Source organism: Thermogemmatispora sp. (genome assembly GCF_019683635.1).
In the GTDB taxonomy this organism is placed as follows: Bacteria; Chloroflexota; Ktedonobacteria; order Ktedonobacterales; family Ktedonobacteraceae; genus Thermogemmatispora.
This window is the reverse complement of the sequence record NZ_JADGIA010000045.1, coordinates 1-16,849: the sequence shown is the minus strand read 5'-3', so window position 1 is coordinate 16,849 and position 16,849 is coordinate 1. Positions and strand designations below refer to the sequence as shown.

Here is a 16,849-nt window from a genome sequence, read left to right as displayed (position 1 = left end):
TCTACGCTTCAGTTCTGCAGGGCTGGGAGCGTCAAGATAAAGCGACTCCCCTCGCCAGGTACGCCACTGCTCTCTACGCGGATCGAACCGCCGTGCATGCGCAGGATCTCAGCGACAAAGTAGAGACCCAGGCCCAGGCCTCGCGCCTGGCCGGTACCAGTGTTGGGGGCGCGATAGAAGCGTTCAAAGAGATGTTCCCTGGCCTCTGGCGGGATGCCAATGCCGCGATCCTCTACCTCTACCTGGATCAGATTGCCGTCCGTTTGCGGACAGCGGCAGAGCGAGAGGAGCACTGGCCCACCCTGCGGGCTGTATTTTATCGCATTCTGAATGAGGTTGACAAGCACCTGGAGCAGGCGCTCGCGATCGCCGCTGACCAGATACGGGCGTCCGCTTTCATCAACGCGACAGATCAGATCATGGAGGGCTGTGGCCGTGCGATGCTGGGCTACTACCTGCTGGGCCAGCTCCTCCAGGTCAACCCGCTCGCGGGCAATGACAAGCTGCCCACGGTTGAGCTGGGTGGCCTCCAGGAAGGTGTTGACGATATTGGTCAGCAGGCGCGTCTGCTCTTCGATCATCCCCAATTGTTCGAGCAAGCGCTCGCGCTGGCGCGGGCCGCTGCCGCGGTTGAGGGTGCGCCTGGCATATTGGGCATTGGTCAGGATGACGGTGAGCGGTGAGCGGAACTCATGGGCAGTAATGGCCAGGAACTCATCTTTGAGGGCGTTGGCCTCGCGCATAGCGGCCTCGCTGGCGCGGGCGGCGATGGCTTCGTGCTGCCAGTGAGCCTGCTCGATGGCCAGCCCGGCTAGCTGCGCGACCCCCTCGATAACCGCCATCTCCCAGATTGTAAACTCGTACTGCGGCTCGCTCTCTTCATCAGCGCTCTCGCTTTCTCCAAACGGGAAGGTCGAGGGACGCATCAGGAGCATGACGCCGAGCAAGCGCCCGCTGTGGGTGATGGGCGCCACTAAGGTCAGCCAGCGGCTGGCGTTTGGGGGCAGAGCCGGCAACTGGCTGCCCCGACTATGGCCGTGGCCACGGCTAAGGCGGCGCAGGTGCAGAAACTGGCCGGGCGTGAGAATGAAGGCATGGCCTGCACTCAACTGGAGAAAATAATCTTCGTAGTCCAGCAAGGCTGTGAGCAACCAGTCAAGCTGCTGAGCTTCGACCTGGCCGAGGTCTCGGCGCTCACTCGCCCCTGGCAGGCTGGCCAGCAGACCATTATCGTACAGCTCCCGCTCCAGGTGGAGACGCTCACCAGGCCGGCCCTGTTCCGGGTCATAGAGCGCCACCAGCCCGCGCTGACAATCCAGGGCCTGCAGCGCCATGCTCAGCACGCTGCGCAGGATGGCCGTCACCTCGGTCAGCCCGGAGAGCGCTTCCGCCATGCGCAGCATGGTCTCCAGGGCTTGATGAATGTGCTGCTCGATCCGCGTCTGGGACGTGATGTCGCGGAAGGCGCTGACGACCCCAAGCTGCTGGCCGGTCGGGGCCAGGAGAGGTGCGACGTTGATTTCAAGGATGCGTTCCCGCCCATCGGCGCGGCGCGTGATGAAACGCTCACCTCGCACCTGCTCGCCACGCAGGGCGCGGGCCAGGGGGAAATCTTCGCTGCGCAGCGGCTGCCCCTGCAACGTGTAGACGGGCTGACGACGCAGCAGCTCCTCCAGGGTGACCTCCCCCTCCAGACGCCCCCCGACGAACTCGCGCGCGGTGGCATTGGCCATCAAGAGCCGCCCTTGCATGTCGAGCACCGAGATGCCCTCGGTCATGGCATGAAAGACAGCGTTGAGCGTATTGGCCCTCTCGGTCGCCAGTAAGGCGGCGCGGCGCGCCTGCTCCAGCAACTGGGTCTTCTGGACCGCCAGAGCACACTGGGCAGCGATGTCCTGGGCAAAGGTATAGTGGTCCTTGGAGGGCCGAAAGTGGGGATCACTGAAGCTGACGAAGGCCAGGCCCACACAGCGCTGACCAGATTGGCTCTGCTCGTCCGTGGACAAGGGTGAGCGTACCCCCACCATCAGCGGCGTAATCAGCGTATGCCCTAGATTCTGCGTCTGAAACCAATGCAGCTCACTGATGCCCAGACGATCAAGCGAGACAAAGAGCGGCACGCCGCTCGTGGCCGCCTGGCGGCAGAAAGGTAGCTCGTCCAGCGAGGCGGCTATACGCCCCCGCGACGGCATAAAGGCTTTGGGCGGCTGCCCAACGATGCTTCTCTCACTTCCCCCTGTTGAGACCTCCTTTTGAGGCCGTCCCTGCGCTTCCGCCTGCCCCTCATCCGTCTCTTCGGTGGTGCAGGGCAGATAGAGCCGCCCTTCCTCCAGGAGAAGAATTTTGCCTGTGTCAGCCCCTAAGACCTGCCGCAGCTGCTGGGTGGCGATCTCCAGGATCGTCGGCAGATCTTCGTCGGAGTTGACGGCCATCGCTACCTGATAGATAGCCTGAGATCGCTCAATCAGCTGCTCAGCCCGCCGGCGCTCGCTCTCAGCCCGCTGGTAGAGGCGCGCGTTATCGATCGCCACCGCCGCCTGTTGGCCGATGGCTCGCGCAAGCTGCTGTTGCTCCGCCGAGAAGCTCCCATGTTCCCCCGGGTTGTCCAGCGACATCACGCCAACCGGTCGATCTTCACGGACAAGAGCGACCAGCAGGATGGAACGCACGAGGAATAGCTCGGCCAAAGCCCGCAGCGAGCGCTCATCACGCAGATCGTATACATACAGCATCGCACGCCCGCTGAGCAGGCGGCTCATAAGCGGGTTCGTTGTGGGAATGGTACTGCGATACCAGAGCTGATCTGCGATGCGCTGACGTTTGGCGTCAACAAGCTCGCGCGCCAGGTGGTAGACAACGGGGCGCAACAGCTGGCGCTCCTCGTCATGAAGCCAGACAGCGCAGCGCCCAACCTGGCAAACCTCGGTTGTCCGCTGCACCAGCACCTGCAGCACGCGGTCCAGATCCAAAGAGGAGGCCAGCAGGCCAGCCAGCTCGCGGAGAATCTCGCTCTCACGTAAAGCGCTTAGCAAGCGCTGGTGTTCACTGCTCTGGCTAGAGGCAGGCTGTTCCTGCGACGGCATGCATACGACCTCGCATTATTTCCAGACTGACTGACAGAACCTGGTCGTCTGTTGTCACGCTGAGAGCGACCGCTCTGCTTCCTCGCAGACAGGGGCTGCAGGCTGGGAAGACGAGCAAGCAGAGGGGAAAGGCAGTTTCGCGGCGACCAGCCTTCGTGGAGCCGCGCGACGGACAGGCGCACGGGTACGAGCGCTGGCTGGGCCCCGGCACAGAGCGGCATCCGTCCACCTACTGCAGACCCTGACCTCAGCATCCTGCCACTGGTGGCACAAGCACTAGCCTCGCCAGCCTCCACAGGCTCAGGTACAAGCCAGCCGCTGGCTCACTTCTCTACCTTGCTCGGCTCGCCACCTGTGCCGGCAGGTAAGCGTCTGAGAAGGCGAGACGATGGTGGCCAGGGTCCAACAGCCCAAGCCAGGCCCTGACTCCGGCGGCCTGCCGGCTTCACGTTCATGGTGCTCGTCTGCTAGTATCTTATGCTCTTATTGTCCCATCACTAAGAATATCTGTCAAGGGGCTGAAGAGCACGGGCGAAAACTCCTGTCCCTCTCGGGAACCGCTTCCTGCCCGCGTTGACGCTTGCTTCCTCTGTTGGCTTTGGCCCACTGTGCCCCACTCTTGCCAGTGGCCCAGAGACGGACGGCCCGCAGAGGATGCACGAGGGCCTAGCGGCATGCTATAATTTCAGGCAAAGGCCAAACTGAGCCGTGGGTGGTGGAGCAGAAAGAGGGTCAAGCGAGGACAAATACGGAGTACGCCTGTCCATGCGCCGCTCTTTGGCGGAGTGGGACGTGGGAGTAGACTGACTATGAGCCTGAGCATTGGCATCGACTACGGTCGCAGAAGCTGGAAGCTCTGTTTGCTTGATGAGGCCCAGCCGCCGGAATACCACTGTTTCGCGTCGCCCGCCGAGCTGCTGGCCAGCCTGACTCGCCTCTGTGCCCTCTTCCCTGAACCGGTGATTACGCTGGCGGCGGGCAATGGTCTGCCCCTTGAGCGGCTCGATCGCCTGGTGTCTGAGCAGGTCAACGCTTTGACGGCAGGCTATGATGAGCCGCTCTTTCCCCCAAGCACGCCAGCAGCCAGCACCGTGAGCGAGGCTCTGCCGCCAGCGCAGGAGGGTCCCCCGCTGGTATTGACGAGCTTCGTGGAGACGCTGCGCAGCCTGAATCTCCATAGCTATGTGCTCCCCAGCCTGGCCCACCTGCCCACGGTACCAGCTTATCGCCTGCTGCTGGAGCGCCTGCCCAGCAGCCCAGCAGCGGTTTGTCACGTGGTCACGCTGCTTTATCGCCTGCGCCAGCGTGAGGCCAGCTGGCCGGAGATGCGCTTTCTGGTGCTGGAGGCACACAGCGCTTCCTGGAAGATACTGGTGGTTGAGGATGGCTATCTGACTAATGGTGTCCACGGGACACCACAGGATCTTACCTTGCCTCTGCTGCCTCTGGCCACGGCGCCGACAGAGGGCCTCTTCGAGCAGGCATATTGGGAGGGACTGCTGCGCGATCTGGCCGGCTTGCTGGCCATCCATCATCTGGATGAGGTGGTGATCAGTGGCCGGCGCAGTGAGACGCTGGCCACCCGCCTTGGTGAGGTCTATCAGCTCTACTATTTCCCCTATGCTCCCCACGAACCCCACGGCTTCGAGGCCGCTCTGGGCGCCGCTTTGATCGCCTCCGGCCTCCAACATCCCCGCAGCCTGGCTGCAGAGGTTGTGCAGCATCTGCAACTTTGGAGATCCGTCCCTGTTTTTTAGTAGTTCAGTAAAAAATCGACGGTATCGTTTGATCCTTCCGCGCGGCATTCGTCATATTAGAGGCAGCCAGGAAGAACCACGGCCTGCCGTTCGCCCAGGTGCGGGACCTTGGGGTGGTCAATCTGCACAACTTCTGCCGAAAGGGTGGCACGCTGCTATGACTGACCAGTCAACGCCGCAGAAAATCCTCTGGATAGTGGAATATACGCTTGGCGATAGCCAGTATCACCATTTGGAACCCATCTACGCTTCTTCGCGCGCTGAGGCAGAAGAGCAGTGCCGACAACTGCTGACACGCTTCGGCCAAAAGGTGAACCTGATCGATCTCCGTCCCTATCCACACGGCTTCGTGGTCAAGCATGGACGAATGCCGGGCAACCTGACGGCGGGCCAGGAACAGGAAACGGAAGAGGAGCCACCTCATCCCCCTCCCTGAGACGCTCTATCGACGGTAAAAATGAGCAATCAACAAACAAGCTTTGTCTAGCGGATTGAAGCCAAGCAAGGAATGAGAGGCCAGGCCCAGGCATAGCTCAGTCATGGTTCTCCCCCGTGCTCTCGGCGTCTGCTTTGCCCCTTCTGGGGATCAACGCCTGACCTGCCTGGCGCTGTTGCTTCACGCGCTGCGGGAAGGCTCGCCGGGCTGGCCCAGGCTGCGGTGCCCCAGGCTGTGGTGCCCCAGGCTGCGGTGCCTCCCTCTCGTGCTTTCCAACTCGTTTGGATGGACCGCCAGCCCTCTCCCCCCATAGCGCCGTCTGATCTCCTCTTGACAGCACCAGGCCTCTGGCCTAGCATACGGTCAGCAGGCTGATCTGTCCGGCGCTTGCAGCTCTCATGCAGTGGCTCGACAGCCTGATCCGGCGCCTACGCTGCGGACCATCTGCCTGTGTTCGCCTGGTCTGAGCCGTCAGCCAGAGCCAGTGGCGAGCAGGTAGCGGGTGGATCACGAGCATAGGCGGGTATGGAATAGGTGTCTCTGGCAGTGGAATGCAACGACTTTGATGTGCTGGTAATCGGTAATCCGTGCGTAGATCTCATCTTCAGCGGCCTTCCTCACTGGCCGGCGCCCGGAAAGGAGATCTACGCGACACGCTTCGCGATCGGTGCAGGAGCGGTCTTTAACACGGCAGCGGCGTTGAGCCGTCTTGGCCTGCGGGTGGCCCTGCTCGGCGAGCTGGGAAACGACTGTTTGAGTCGCTACCTGCTCGAAGAGATCAGACGAGCCGGCATCTGCAGCGATCTGGTGCGGCAGCGCGAGCAGCGCATTGCCGCCTTGAGCGTGGCGCTGGTCCACGACGACGAGCGTGGCTTCGTTTCCTACGTTGAGCGCCCTGCCCCTTCCAGCTCGGCGGCTGCCTCTCTCTCTCCAAGCGCCGCCTCAGCCGGGTCTGCCAGTCGAGAGGAGGCCCCGGCACTGGCGACGGAGCTGCTGCCACCGCTCTCGCTCCCCGAGCTGCGCGCTCTGCTTCAGCACTATCGCTGGCGGGCCGTCTTTCTCCATCTGCATCCAGCCCTGGGGCCTGCCCTGGAGCTGTTTGCCGAGCAGCGGATCGAGGTTTTTCTTGACACCGGCTGGCATCCCAGGCTGCTAGGCGACCGGCGGGTGCCGGAGGTGCTTCGACAGTGCACGGTCTTTCTCCCCAATCGTCTGGAGGCGGAGGCCCTGACTGGGGCGCGCGATCCCGAGAGCGCCGCCCGTCAGTTGGCACAACTGGCCCCGCTGGTGGTGGTCAAGTTAGGGGCCGAGGGCGCGCTCGCTTGCCGGGGAGAGCAGTTATGGCACTGCCCGGCCTGGCCAGTAAGCGAGGTGATTGATCCGACTGGGGCAGGGGATGCCTTTGATGCTGGCTTTATCTATGCTCTGCTCCACGGCTACTCACTACCCGAGGCCCTGCGCTGCGGCACCATCTGCGGCAGTCTGGCGACGACCGCCTTAACAGGAAGCGCCGCCGTCCCCGACGCCGCTGAGCTGGAACGCCTGCGACACAGCGCTCCCTGAGCGACGCCTGACTCGGCCTCAGCGGTCTCGGAGGAGGGAGGCCGCGGAAATCATCTAACGCAAGCCCGGCTCGTTGGAGTCCTTCGTTCGGAGGTCAGGGGAGGAGGTCGTAGAGATGTGAGGTGATCAAGCGATCGGGCATGACGGAAGCCCTTTGGTGTAGCCGCTAATCCCCCGTGGGAAGCGGGCTGCGATGGAGGGGCGTGGCCCGCGCCGAAGCTGTCTCGCTGGTCCTTGCGCCAGCGCAGAGAGGAACCAGGCCATGAGAAGAGACGTCCTCTGCCGGGCCCGCCACCGACGTTCCAAACATTCCTTCCTCTACCGGCCATACTATCTACACTCATCTTCAGGCTCGCTCACACCCTCCACGCCTGCTCTTGAGGAGCATGGCAACGGCGAACAAGAGATGAGAAGCCAGATAGATGGTCCTGGGGTCTCTTGCTCAGCGCTCTGCCGCTGGCGCTGGCGCCGAAGCAGGGGCTGAGAGAGGGGCCGGGGCACTGGCACGGCCTCGCATGGCGAGACGGGCATAGTAGCTGTGATTGGCCAGCGTCCACAGAGCCTGGAAAAAGGCCGGATCACGTTGCTCCAGCTGCCAGAGAATCGTTTGCTGAAGCTCGGGGCTGGCTTTGCAGAAGTTGCCGTCGGCGGCGAGATTGAGGTCGCGCAACACAGCGCGCAAACGGGGCAGACTCAGGGAAAGCGATGGGTAACGGAATGCCTCAGCACGGAGGTAACGCAGGAACTCGTCAATCAAATGGAGACTGGAGGGCGGGGGAAAGTCACCATCTGCAGGAATGAGGAGATCAAGAATGGTGATCAAGGTCGCGCGTTCTTCGGCGCTCAGCTCTACGACAGGTCCCTGCCGCCGGGGGAGCATAGCAGAGAGAATCAGCTCACTCATGACAGCTCCTTAGACTAAACTCAACAACCCCTGGAGGAACAACCTCTATATCCACTATAACCACGCCAGAAATGGCACCCCTGGTTCCCTCGCGTGTCGTGCTCGATCGATGGCCTGAGCCGAGCCGAGCGAGCGGCATGCCTGGCGGCATCCTTCCACGCTTGCTCTGACGTGGTTCCTGCCGGGAATGCCTTGGGAATGCTATGACGCAATCCCCGGGCAGGCCCAAGAAGGGAGAGTCCTTTCTCTGCTAGAGAGAATGGTACCATAACCGCTCCCTTGTTTCAACCAGCAATGCGATGGCCATTTTCTCCTATCTCATGAAGAAGGTAGGGCCTTGGGTTTACCATTTTGACAGGATAAGCCTGAGCACGATATTCTCTGGAGACAGAGCAAGACAGACAGGAGCAGAAGCGTAGCCAGACTAGGCGTACATAAGACAAGCGGCCAGTCCCGCCCAAAGGGTGGGCAGGACACTGGGGCGTTTAGCCTCGTTCTGCCTGCCTGGCAGTCGAGTAAGACAGCAGGGCACAAGCACAGCGCCAGGAGAGGATGGCCTTGCTTGCGACTTCTCCGTCTACCAGCGGCATGAGGCGAGAAGAGACGTCTGTTCAGGCATAGGCGAGCCAGAGAGAAGCGAGCGAAGGAGAGGGTGCCAGCTCCGCCCGTTTGTCTTGTGTATGCAAAGCAGTTCATTCCCAAGCGCACACGAAGGAACAACTGTGCGTCTGTCAACAGACCTTAGCTGGAAGGAAGACCTATGCGCTGTCCTCAATGCCACTTTGAAGGGGAACCGCTGAATGGGGGGTGTCCACGCTGTGGTTATGGCCGCCTGCCCGACAGAGGGAGCCGCCCGCTATCTTTAGGTCAGGAAAGCCGCGAGCTGGTCACCACGGTGTCGAGGCCGCTCAGTCTGGTTGCCACGCGCCCGGTGCTGCGCGGCGATGTTCTACGCGAGGGGCGTTATCGTATTGTTGAGGAGCTGCCCCTCCCACGTAGCCAGTACGATCAGGGGAAGGCGTGGCTGGCCAGGGATGCGCAGTCGGTGAGCCGGCTGGTGTTGATTCGCGAGGTGATCCCCACCGCCGAGAAGGCTGCCCGACTGGAGCAAGAGTTACGCATGAGCGCGCAGCGTCTGGCTGAACTGGGCCAGCACCGTGGCTTTCCTCATCTGATCGACGTGTTCAGCGAGCGTGGCTGCTACTACATTGTGCTTCAGCATCCCGAGGGGCAGAGCCTGGCCCAGCTTGTCGAGCAACAGGGGGAGCCATTGCCCGAACGTCTGGTCGCTGAGTACGGGCGACAGCTGTGCGAGATGGTCCAGGTTCTGGCCTCGCAGGAACCGCCGTTGGTCCACGGCGCAATCAGCCCGGAGACGGTGATCATCAGCCCAGATGGCCGTCAGGTCTCTTTGATTCTGATGCCGCTTTTTTCTCCCCACCTCCCCCCAGAGATGCAGGGCAAGGCCATCGCTGGCTTTTTCGCCCCCGAGCAGTTCCACGGCGTGACCGATACACGCACCGATCTGTATGGGGTTGCGGCAACGCTCTACTATGCCCTGACGACCTACGATCCGCGCCAGCACATGGCCTTTTTCTATCCGCCAATCCGCCGGCTGAACCCCCAGGTTTCAGCTCGCATGGAGGCTATTCTGGCGCGTGGCCTGCGCGTGGCCGCTGCTCAGCGCTATCTGCGCCCGGCCCAGATGCTGCAGGAACTGGCAGCCATCGCAGCCGCTTCGTCGCGACGAGGAGGCGAGGAGACCTCACTGTCGCCTTCGACAGGGGCGCTACCGCCTGGCCGCGCCCAGCCTCGACGTCGCTCTGGTACGCGCCGCTCTACCTTGACCTTCGCCGCGGTGATGCTCCTGGTCTTTGCCTTACTGGTGGGGGGCATTATCGTGGCCGCCCAGCGCGCTCCGCTGTCAACAGGGGCCCCCAATCCCGCAGCGACTGCTACCGCCCTGGCTCAGCAGACCGCCACGGCTCAGCAGGCTCGCCAGGCCGCCGCTGCCTGGCAGCAGGAGCTGAACCATGAACAGCAGAGCTGGCAGACACGCGGCATCGCTGTCAGCGACGGACGCTTTGTGCTGGACTCTTACGCCGGGCGCAAGGACGTCGCACAAAAACAGACCGCCGCTCGCGCTCTGCAGACGGGTGATCTGGATACCGCGGCCAGTGCCCTAAACTCCGCCATCGCGCTCGATCCCACCGATGCCGAGGCCCTGATCTACAGCCAGAATCTGCTGATCGAGCAGAATGGCCAGCCGTTCGTGACGATCGTGGTGGGTCTGAGCTTCAACCCCAACGATCCACAGTCCCTGGCGGCAACTCGCTCCATGCTCCAGGCCATCTATGTGGCTCAGTACGAGATCAATGAGTTCGCCTGGTTGCCTCATAATTATCAGCTGCGTATCCTGATCGCTGGCTCTCCTCCCGATAAGGCCAGTGTGACCGAGGTGGCACACGATATTGTCAATCGTGTGACGCAGGCGGATAACCTGGATCACATCATCGGAGTGGTCGGCTGGCCCTCCAGCAGCCAGACTCAGGCTGCGCGCGATCTGATCGCTTCTGCCCATCTGCCACTGGTGTCACAATTGGCGCCCGATGTGAATCTGGTGGGTAATCCGTATTTCTTTCGCATCAGTCCTCCCTACAATGTCCAGGGCGACGCCCTCGCTGAGTTTGCGCTGCAGCAGTTGCACGCCAACGCGATCCTGGTGATGCGCTCGCCAACGGATGCAGCCAGTACGGCGCTGGCCAACGCTTTCGTGGCTCGCGTCCAGATGCTGAATGGTCACGTGGTCGATAGTGCGCGCGATACCTTCGTCACTCAGACGACGCCGGTGGAGGGCTATAGCACGGCTATCGCCGACGCGCTGGCCCACCAGGCCGACGTGATCTTCCTGGCCGGTACCGACGTCGATGCGGTGCGCCTGGCTCATGAGATCGGTATCCTGTCACGCGCACAGCCCGCTAATACGGCACTGGCCAACTTGAAGGTCCTGGCCGGCCCGGCGGTCGCTACTCGCTTGCTCCTGGGCGAAGGGGACAGCGAGGACGCCTTGCTGGCACGCTCTTTCCCCGAAGATATGCAGCGGATTTATGCACTGGCCTATGCCGATCCAAGCGAGTGGAATAATGTGCCCTCCCTGGAGCAGCCGACGCTCTTTACTGACTGGGCCGGAATCTTCCAGAACCAGAAGGAGAGCGCCAATAACGCACCGCCCCCCGATCAGAACGCGATCATGACCTACGACGCGGTGCGTGTAATTGCTCGCGCGGCCTCCTACGTCAAGGGTTCGCTCAATGGTGACAATGTGCGCGCCATGCTCGATGCCCTTGGGAACGGCCCCCTGCCAGCCTTCGAAGGCGCCAGCGGGCGCATCAGTTTCGATTCGCTAGGGAACCCAAGCGATAAGGCCCTGGTGATGCTCCAGGTCCGCCAGAACGAGACCACTGGCGCTTCTACCTTCGCCATGATCCGTCTCTTCGGAACCTTACATTGATCAACACCTATCCAGAACACTGCTAGCGCTGGCAATTCTGCCTGATCCTTAGCAGAGGCTCCATGCTGATCGGCATAGTGTGGTCAGCATGGAGCCTCTTGCTTGTCTTGCCGAGCAACTGCCCACACCATTGCGGTCTGTGCGATATACTGAAAGAGCATGCTCCTGCACAGCCTCTGCTGCCAGCAGAGAGAACAGGCAAGAAGGAGAGTACAGAGTACGATGGTAATTGACCTGCGTAGTGATACCGTGACCCAGCCGACGCCGGCTATGCGGGAGGCGATGTATCATGCTGAGGTAGGCGATGATGTTTACGGCGAAGATCCAACGGTGAACCGCTTGCAGGAGCTGGCGGCGCAGCGTCTTGGTAAGGAGGCGGCGCTCTTCGTGACCAGCGGGACGATGGGCAATACCACAGCCCTGCTGACGCACGTGCCACGCGGCGCGGCGGCCATCGTTGGCGACCAGGCCCATATCTATCGCTACGAGGGCGGGGGAGCAGCCCGCCTGGGCGGTATTCAGCTCTGGGTCGTACCAAACCAGCCAGATGGCGGCTTCGATCAGGAACAGCTGGCGGCAGCTATTACCGATGAGAGCGATGAGCACACGCCCCCAACTGCTCTACTGTGTCTGGAGAACACGCATAACCGCTGCGGCGGCTGTGCGCTCTCGCTGGAGCAGATGACAGCCCTCTGTCGCCTGGCTCATGCTCGTGGGCTGAAAGTGCACGTCGACGGAGCGCGGATCTTCAACGCAGCGGTGGCTCTCGGCGTACCTGTCAGTCAGCTTGTGGCCGAGGCTGACTCAGTGATGTTTTGTCTCTCGAAAGGGCTGAGTGCTCCCGTTGGTTCGCTGCTGGTAGGCAGCCGGGACTTTATTGAACGTGCACGCTGGGTGCGCAAGGTCCTTGGCGGGGGACTGCGTCAGGCCGGAGTACTGGCGGCTGCAGGCATCGTGGCCCTGGAGCAGATGGTGGAGCGCCTGGCGGAGGACCACGCCCATGCCCGTCTTCTGGCCCAGGGTCTGGCTGACTTGCCCCAGGTCAAGCTGGATGCTCAGCGCGTACAGACCAATATTGTGATTTTCCGCCTGCACGATGGTGAGCGTGCTTTGCCGGAGGAGCGTTGCGCCGAGTTTCTGGCTCGCCTCAAGGACGAGGGCGTGCTCCTGAGCAGCATGGGAAACGGTCTGCTGCGCGCCGTGACCCACTATGGCATCGAGCGCTCTCACATCGAGAGGGCGCTGCTGGCCATCAAGCGCACGCTTGAGGCAACGCTGCCCCGAACGCGCGTGGGGCGCCTCTCTTAAGGGGTGGCAGCCTCAGCCGGTGGAAGAAAATCGGGGCATTGGAGCACGGGTTTGTTATTGCGTCTATCACAGAAGAGGGCCTCCTCTCCCTTTACGCTTCCCTCGCCAGGGGCAAGGGAGAGCTAGTAAAGCGAGGAACAGGGTCATGATGGGCAATTCTCCAGACTGGCGTCAGCAGATGAAAGCCGCTCGCCGGCAGGCTCGCCTGCAAGCCCGGCTCTATCGACAACAGGTACGTCAGCAGGCACGCGCCTACCGCTGGCAGCAGCGCCTCTATGCCGGCCCTTTGGCCGCTCTGGGCACCGTTGTGATGCTCATAACTTTTGCCGGAGCTGCCTATGCGCTCTTTAGCGGTCGCTGGGGCCTGCTGTTTCCCCTTTTCTTCGCCGGTTTAGCCGTGAGCTACCTTTTCCAGTCTCTGGCCCGGGGACGATTGATCGCTGGCCTGAACGGCTTTGTCTGGCTGTTAGCTATTGCGTTGCTGATGGTAAATGGCTCCTGGAGCTGGCTCCTGCTGGCCCTGGTCTTCTGCATCATCATCAGCAGCCTGGGATCGAGCCTTACGGGCCTGTTTGGGACGCCAGGGCCTACGCCAGCCTCACCGCCCTGTGCCAATGCCCCAGTCACAGCCCCAGAGGCGCCCGCGAGCAGAGTCGACGAGCCGCCCTACACGCCTTACCATCAGGGTTACCCGGCGCAGACGCAGGCCACCACGGGCGCGTCCCCAGATATCTCCACGCCCGCCCCAGAGGAAAAGGCCGCCTCCGCCAGGCGCTACACCCAGCCGCTGGTCTCTTATCCCGAAGAAAGCCCCCCAAGTCCCGAGGTCCTGCCACCGCAATCACACTGAGCAGCAGCCGCGGCCCGTCCCCGCGTGACCTTGCAGCTCCCTCTCGGACGCGGTAGAATCCGCACAGGAGCCTTGTTCTGCCACTCTGTGGAGCAGCACAAGGCCAGAGAGCGCACAGCTTGAAGAGAGCAGAGCGAAAGCGAGAGGAGCTGCGAGCAATGACAGTGACAGCGATTGCGAACGCCGTGGCCGTCGTCACAGGGGCAGCCAGCGGCATCGGCCTGGCAACGGCCCGTCTTCTCCACGAGCGAGGCGCACACGTCGTGCTTGCCGACATTAACCAGGGCGGCCTAATGGAGGCCGCTCAGCGCTTACAGCAGGAGAGCAGCGGCCAGAAGCAGGAGCGTGGCAAGGTCCTGACTGTTGTCACCGACGTCACCGTTGAAGCCCAGGTCGAGGAGCTGATGCGCCAGGCGACGGCCCTTGACGGCGGTCACCTCGATCTGGTGGTCACCAGCGCTGGCATCGGACGGGGTGGGCCGATCGACAGCTTCACCGCCCGTGACATGGAGGCGCTGCTGGCCATTAACTTCATGGGCACCTTCCACTGCGTCAAGGCAGCTTTACCTACTATGCGCCGCCAGGGCCGAGGCCACTTCATCCTTCTCTCGTCGGTCGCCGGCAAGCTGCCAGTGCCCGCCCTCAGTGGCTACTGCGCGAGCAAGTGGGCCGTGCGCGGCTTCGCCGCCACGCTGCGGGCGGAACTCTATGGCAGCGGCATCGGCATCACAACGGTCTATCCCTCTTGGGTAGACACGCCAATGGTGCAGCAGGCCGAGGCCGACTCCCAGCTCCTCAACATTCAGGCTCTGCTCACACCCGAGCAGGTTGCCGAGGAAATGATCCAGGCGGCCCTGCACGACCAGCACGATCTGACGCTGGCGCCGGATCGCGACACGGCTCTGATTCTGCAAGTCATGCAGCAAGATCCTGAGAAGGCTGAGGAGCTGATGGGACGCGCCTTTCAGCAGCGCCTGGCTCAGCTCCAGAGGACCCATCAGGAGCCAGCATAAAAAGGCAGACATAGCTCTAGAGCATGGCGAGAGTGAGAGAGGAGGGAGCTTGAGGCAGGGCCTACTCGGAAGCAAACGAGGAGAACACAGATGAGAGAGGCCAGACAAGTGGAGTCAGGACGAGCAGAGGCTGGCCTTTACGGTTACTACGGCCCCGAGAGTGTGACCTGGAAAGTTACACGCGAGGCCGCCATTCTGCTGGGAGGTGCGCGCGCGGTTCTGCTGCAGATCGCCCACCCGCTGGTGGCCGAGGGCGTCTATACTCATAGCAGCTACCTTACCGATCCGGCGGCACGCACCCTGCACACGTTCATGCTCGGCCAGATCCTGACTTTCGCAGACAGACCCGAGGCCCATGAGGCGGCCCGCACCATTAACCGGCTCCACGCCGGCGTCTTCGGCCATCTATCTCAGGACGCCGGCGCTTATCGCCGCGGCACCTTCTACCGTGCCCGCGACCAGGAGCTGCTCCTCTGGGTTCACGCTACCCTGGTAGACACGGCGCTGCTGCTCTATACCAGCCTGATCGGACCGCTGACAGCCGAGGAACAGGAGCGCTACTATCAGGAGAGTAAGGCCCAGGCGCGCCTGCTCGGACTGCAGCCCAGATATATGCCGGCGACGTTGGCTGAGCTGCAGCGCTACGTCGAGGAGATGGTCCAGAGCGATCAGCTAGCGGCCACCCCCCAGGCGCGCCGTCTGGCCCATACTGTGCTGTTTCCCCCCCTGCCAACCGTCTTTCGTCCTGTGCTGCACTTCCATTTCTTGATCACCTGTGGGCTGCTGCCGGAACGGGTGCGCAGCCTCTATGGCTATCCCTGGGGGCCCGGGCACCAGCAAGCGTTTGACCTGGTCATGCAGGGACTGCGCAGCACGCTCCCACACCTGCCACTCAGGCTGCGCACCCTGCCGGTGACGCAGCACATCATCGAACGTCGCATCTCATCGGCCCGCTTGCGAGCATACGCCCGCTCAGTGCGCGAGGCACGCGCCTCAGCCTGAGATCCAAAGCGGGCAGAGGCACAAGTGCATCTAACAAGCGCACCTAAGTAGAGGAGATGGGAGGGTTAACAACCTGACCAGAGTCGGCGCTGAAGAGATACGGCGGTCGGCGCGGCGGTTCTGAATGGGGAGAGACAGCAGAGGGCTGGCGTAGAGAAAGAAGCCAAGTCCGACAGCAGGCAACAACGCAAGCAGCAAGCGGTGACCTGTCCGGGCCGGGAAGGAACCAGCTTCCTGGCCGGTCAGATCCCGCTGGCTGCCAGCCGGGCGCGGGGATCAATAGAGGGAGCCAGAAGCGCAGGCGACCACCAGCCACCGGGCCAACCAAGAGGCACCTGCGCGGCAGACCTCTATTCCATGCTAGTGTGAGACAGCTCCACTTGCAAAGAACGCCAGCAGCAGCAGCCAGCTTATCACAAAAGCAACCAGCAGGCGAACCGTCCACCCTGAGAGCAGGCGCCCTGGATGGCGGCGCGCTGAGGCGCTCTCGTGCACAGGTGAGCTTCCTCCGCTCATGGAGAACCTCCTTTCACAAAGACGGCGCTCACTCTTCTGTAGCGAGATATGCATGTCTGCCATTGTCTAGATGCACTACATTTACTACTATGGCTCAGAGCGCCGCCTTTGTTAAGAGGAACAGGACTTCTGGATTGTTCTTGTCCTACCTGCCGCTGGGACGACACTGCGGGCATTCACAAAGCTGACGCAGTTTTTCAAAGGTAAAGATGCCCGTTCGATGGCCATCCTCCCAGATAGGGGTCAGACCATAGCGTCCCACCGGCTCCAGATTGACCAGCGTTGTCTCTTCTCTATTCAATTGCTGCCGGCGCTGTAACATGCCCGGGGCCCCGCCTTCGCCAGCACAGAAAGCACAGGGGCAGGCCCGGCGCAGATTCTCCCAGGAGTGGACGCTCTCATGCCCGTCACTCCAGCTCAAGATCAGGCGCCGCTGCTGGTCATCCAGCAGAAAGGACGTGGGGAAAACATCGCGCTCTTCTTGCATCGATCCGCTCCTTGAAGCACGTGCGTTGGCGAGGAGGCCAGCCACGGCGGCAGCCCTCGCCGCTCACTGCCACGCGCCCCTCTTTCATGCTCCATCCAGCCCCAATTATATCCTATTGCCAACTTCCCAGCGATGGCCAGTTCACTGGAGCAGAGGACCCGGGTCGCCGATCAGCTGATAGGCCGCCCAGAAATAGGGATGGGCATAGCAAGCATGTGTCGAAGAGCGCGTCCGGGCCAGAAAAGCGCGCTGAGCCTCGGCCAGGGCCATGACCTTGGGGCGACCGGCCAGTAACCCTTCGTAGAAGAGCGCCATCAGCTCGGCACTACTGGCGTCATCCACCTTCCACAGCGTTGGCAGCAGCGAAGCAGCTCCGGCATAGAGAAAGCCCCGCCCCAGGCCCATGACCTCATCCACCC

General features: G+C 62.3%; 12 protein-coding genes. 8 read left to right on the top strand and 4 right to left on the bottom strand.

Annotation, left to right across the window (positions count from 1 at the left end):
• Nucleotides 1-8: 8 nt before the first annotated feature.
• Entirely contained in the window at nt 9-3,083 is a 3,075-nt protein-coding gene (locus tag IRZ31_RS07370; protein WP_297151752.1) for a GAF domain-containing protein, read from the bottom strand.
• 809 nt (nt 3,084-3,892) lie between these two features.
• On the opposite strand from IRZ31_RS07370, the gene IRZ31_RS07365 reads away from it, so the two are divergent.
• The 3 genes from IRZ31_RS07365 to IRZ31_RS07355 all read left to right on the top strand — a co-directional run bounded on the left by IRZ31_RS07365 (nt 3,893) and on the right by IRZ31_RS07355 (nt 6,839).
• Entirely contained in the window at nt 3,893-4,840 is a 948-nt protein-coding gene (locus tag IRZ31_RS07365) for a DUF1464 family protein (protein ID WP_112433533.1), read from the top strand.
• 157 nt (nt 4,841-4,997) lie between these two features.
• A complete protein-coding gene (locus IRZ31_RS07360) occupies nt 4,998-5,276 on the top strand; it encodes a hypothetical protein (protein ID WP_146747308.1) in 279 nt (92 codons plus the stop codon).
• 546 nt (nt 5,277-5,822) lie between these two features.
• Nucleotides 5,823-6,839: a carbohydrate kinase family protein gene (locus IRZ31_RS07355; RefSeq protein WP_297151745.1), complete on the top strand. Its 1,017-nt coding sequence runs from the start codon at nt 5,823-5,825 to the stop codon at nt 6,837-6,839.
• A 442-nt stretch (nt 6,840-7,281) separates the two neighbouring features.
• Here IRZ31_RS07355 and IRZ31_RS07350 read toward each other — a convergent pair whose 3' ends face one another.
• Nucleotides 7,282-7,743: a hypothetical protein gene (locus tag IRZ31_RS07350; protein ID WP_112433527.1), complete on the bottom strand. Its 462-nt coding sequence runs from the start codon at nt 7,741-7,743 to the stop codon at nt 7,282-7,284.
• A gap of 760 nt (nt 7,744-8,503) precedes the next feature.
• Here IRZ31_RS07350 and IRZ31_RS07345 point away from each other — a divergent pair.
• The 5 genes from IRZ31_RS07345 to IRZ31_RS07325 all read left to right on the top strand — a co-directional run bounded on the left by IRZ31_RS07345 (nt 8,504) and on the right by IRZ31_RS07325 (nt 15,427).
• Nucleotides 8,504-11,254, top strand: a complete 2,751-nt coding sequence (locus tag IRZ31_RS07345; RefSeq protein ID WP_297151739.1) for a hypothetical protein — start codon at nt 8,504-8,506, stop codon at nt 11,252-11,254.
• A 222-nt stretch (nt 11,255-11,476) separates the two neighbouring features.
• The gene (gene ltaE / locus IRZ31_RS07340) at nt 11,477-12,562 is read left to right on the top strand and encodes a low-specificity L-threonine aldolase (RefSeq protein WP_297151736.1); all 1,086 of its coding nucleotides are present in this window, start codon (nt 11,477-11,479) and stop codon (nt 12,560-12,562) included.
• Nucleotides 12,563-12,707: 145 nt separating this feature from the next.
• Nucleotides 12,708-13,412: a hypothetical protein gene (locus IRZ31_RS07335; protein ID WP_297151733.1), complete on the top strand. Its 705-nt coding sequence runs from the start codon at nt 12,708-12,710 to the stop codon at nt 13,410-13,412.
• 158 nt (nt 13,413-13,570) lie between these two features.
• Complete coding sequence (locus tag IRZ31_RS07330; RefSeq protein WP_297151730.1) at nt 13,571-14,425, top strand: SDR family oxidoreductase; 855 nt, start codon at nt 13,571-13,573, stop codon at nt 14,423-14,425.
• A 90-nt stretch (nt 14,426-14,515) separates the two neighbouring features.
• Nucleotides 14,516-15,427, top strand: coding sequence for an oxygenase MpaB family protein (locus IRZ31_RS07325; RefSeq protein WP_297151728.1), 912 nt, complete (start codon nt 14,516-14,518; stop codon nt 15,425-15,427).
• A 661-nt stretch (nt 15,428-16,088) separates the two neighbouring features.
• Here the strand turns inward: IRZ31_RS07325 and IRZ31_RS07320 are convergent.
• Together IRZ31_RS07320 and IRZ31_RS07315 are read right to left on the bottom strand one after the other, a co-directional pair.
• Nucleotides 16,089-16,430, bottom strand: coding sequence for a DUF971 domain-containing protein (locus tag IRZ31_RS07320; RefSeq protein WP_297151725.1), 342 nt, complete (start codon nt 16,428-16,430; stop codon nt 16,089-16,091).
• A gap of 141 nt (nt 16,431-16,571) precedes the next feature.
• Nucleotides 16,572-16,849, bottom strand: a 278-nt coding sequence (locus IRZ31_RS07315; RefSeq protein WP_297151722.1) for a CHAT domain-containing protein, incomplete at its 5' end; no start/stop codon positions are given.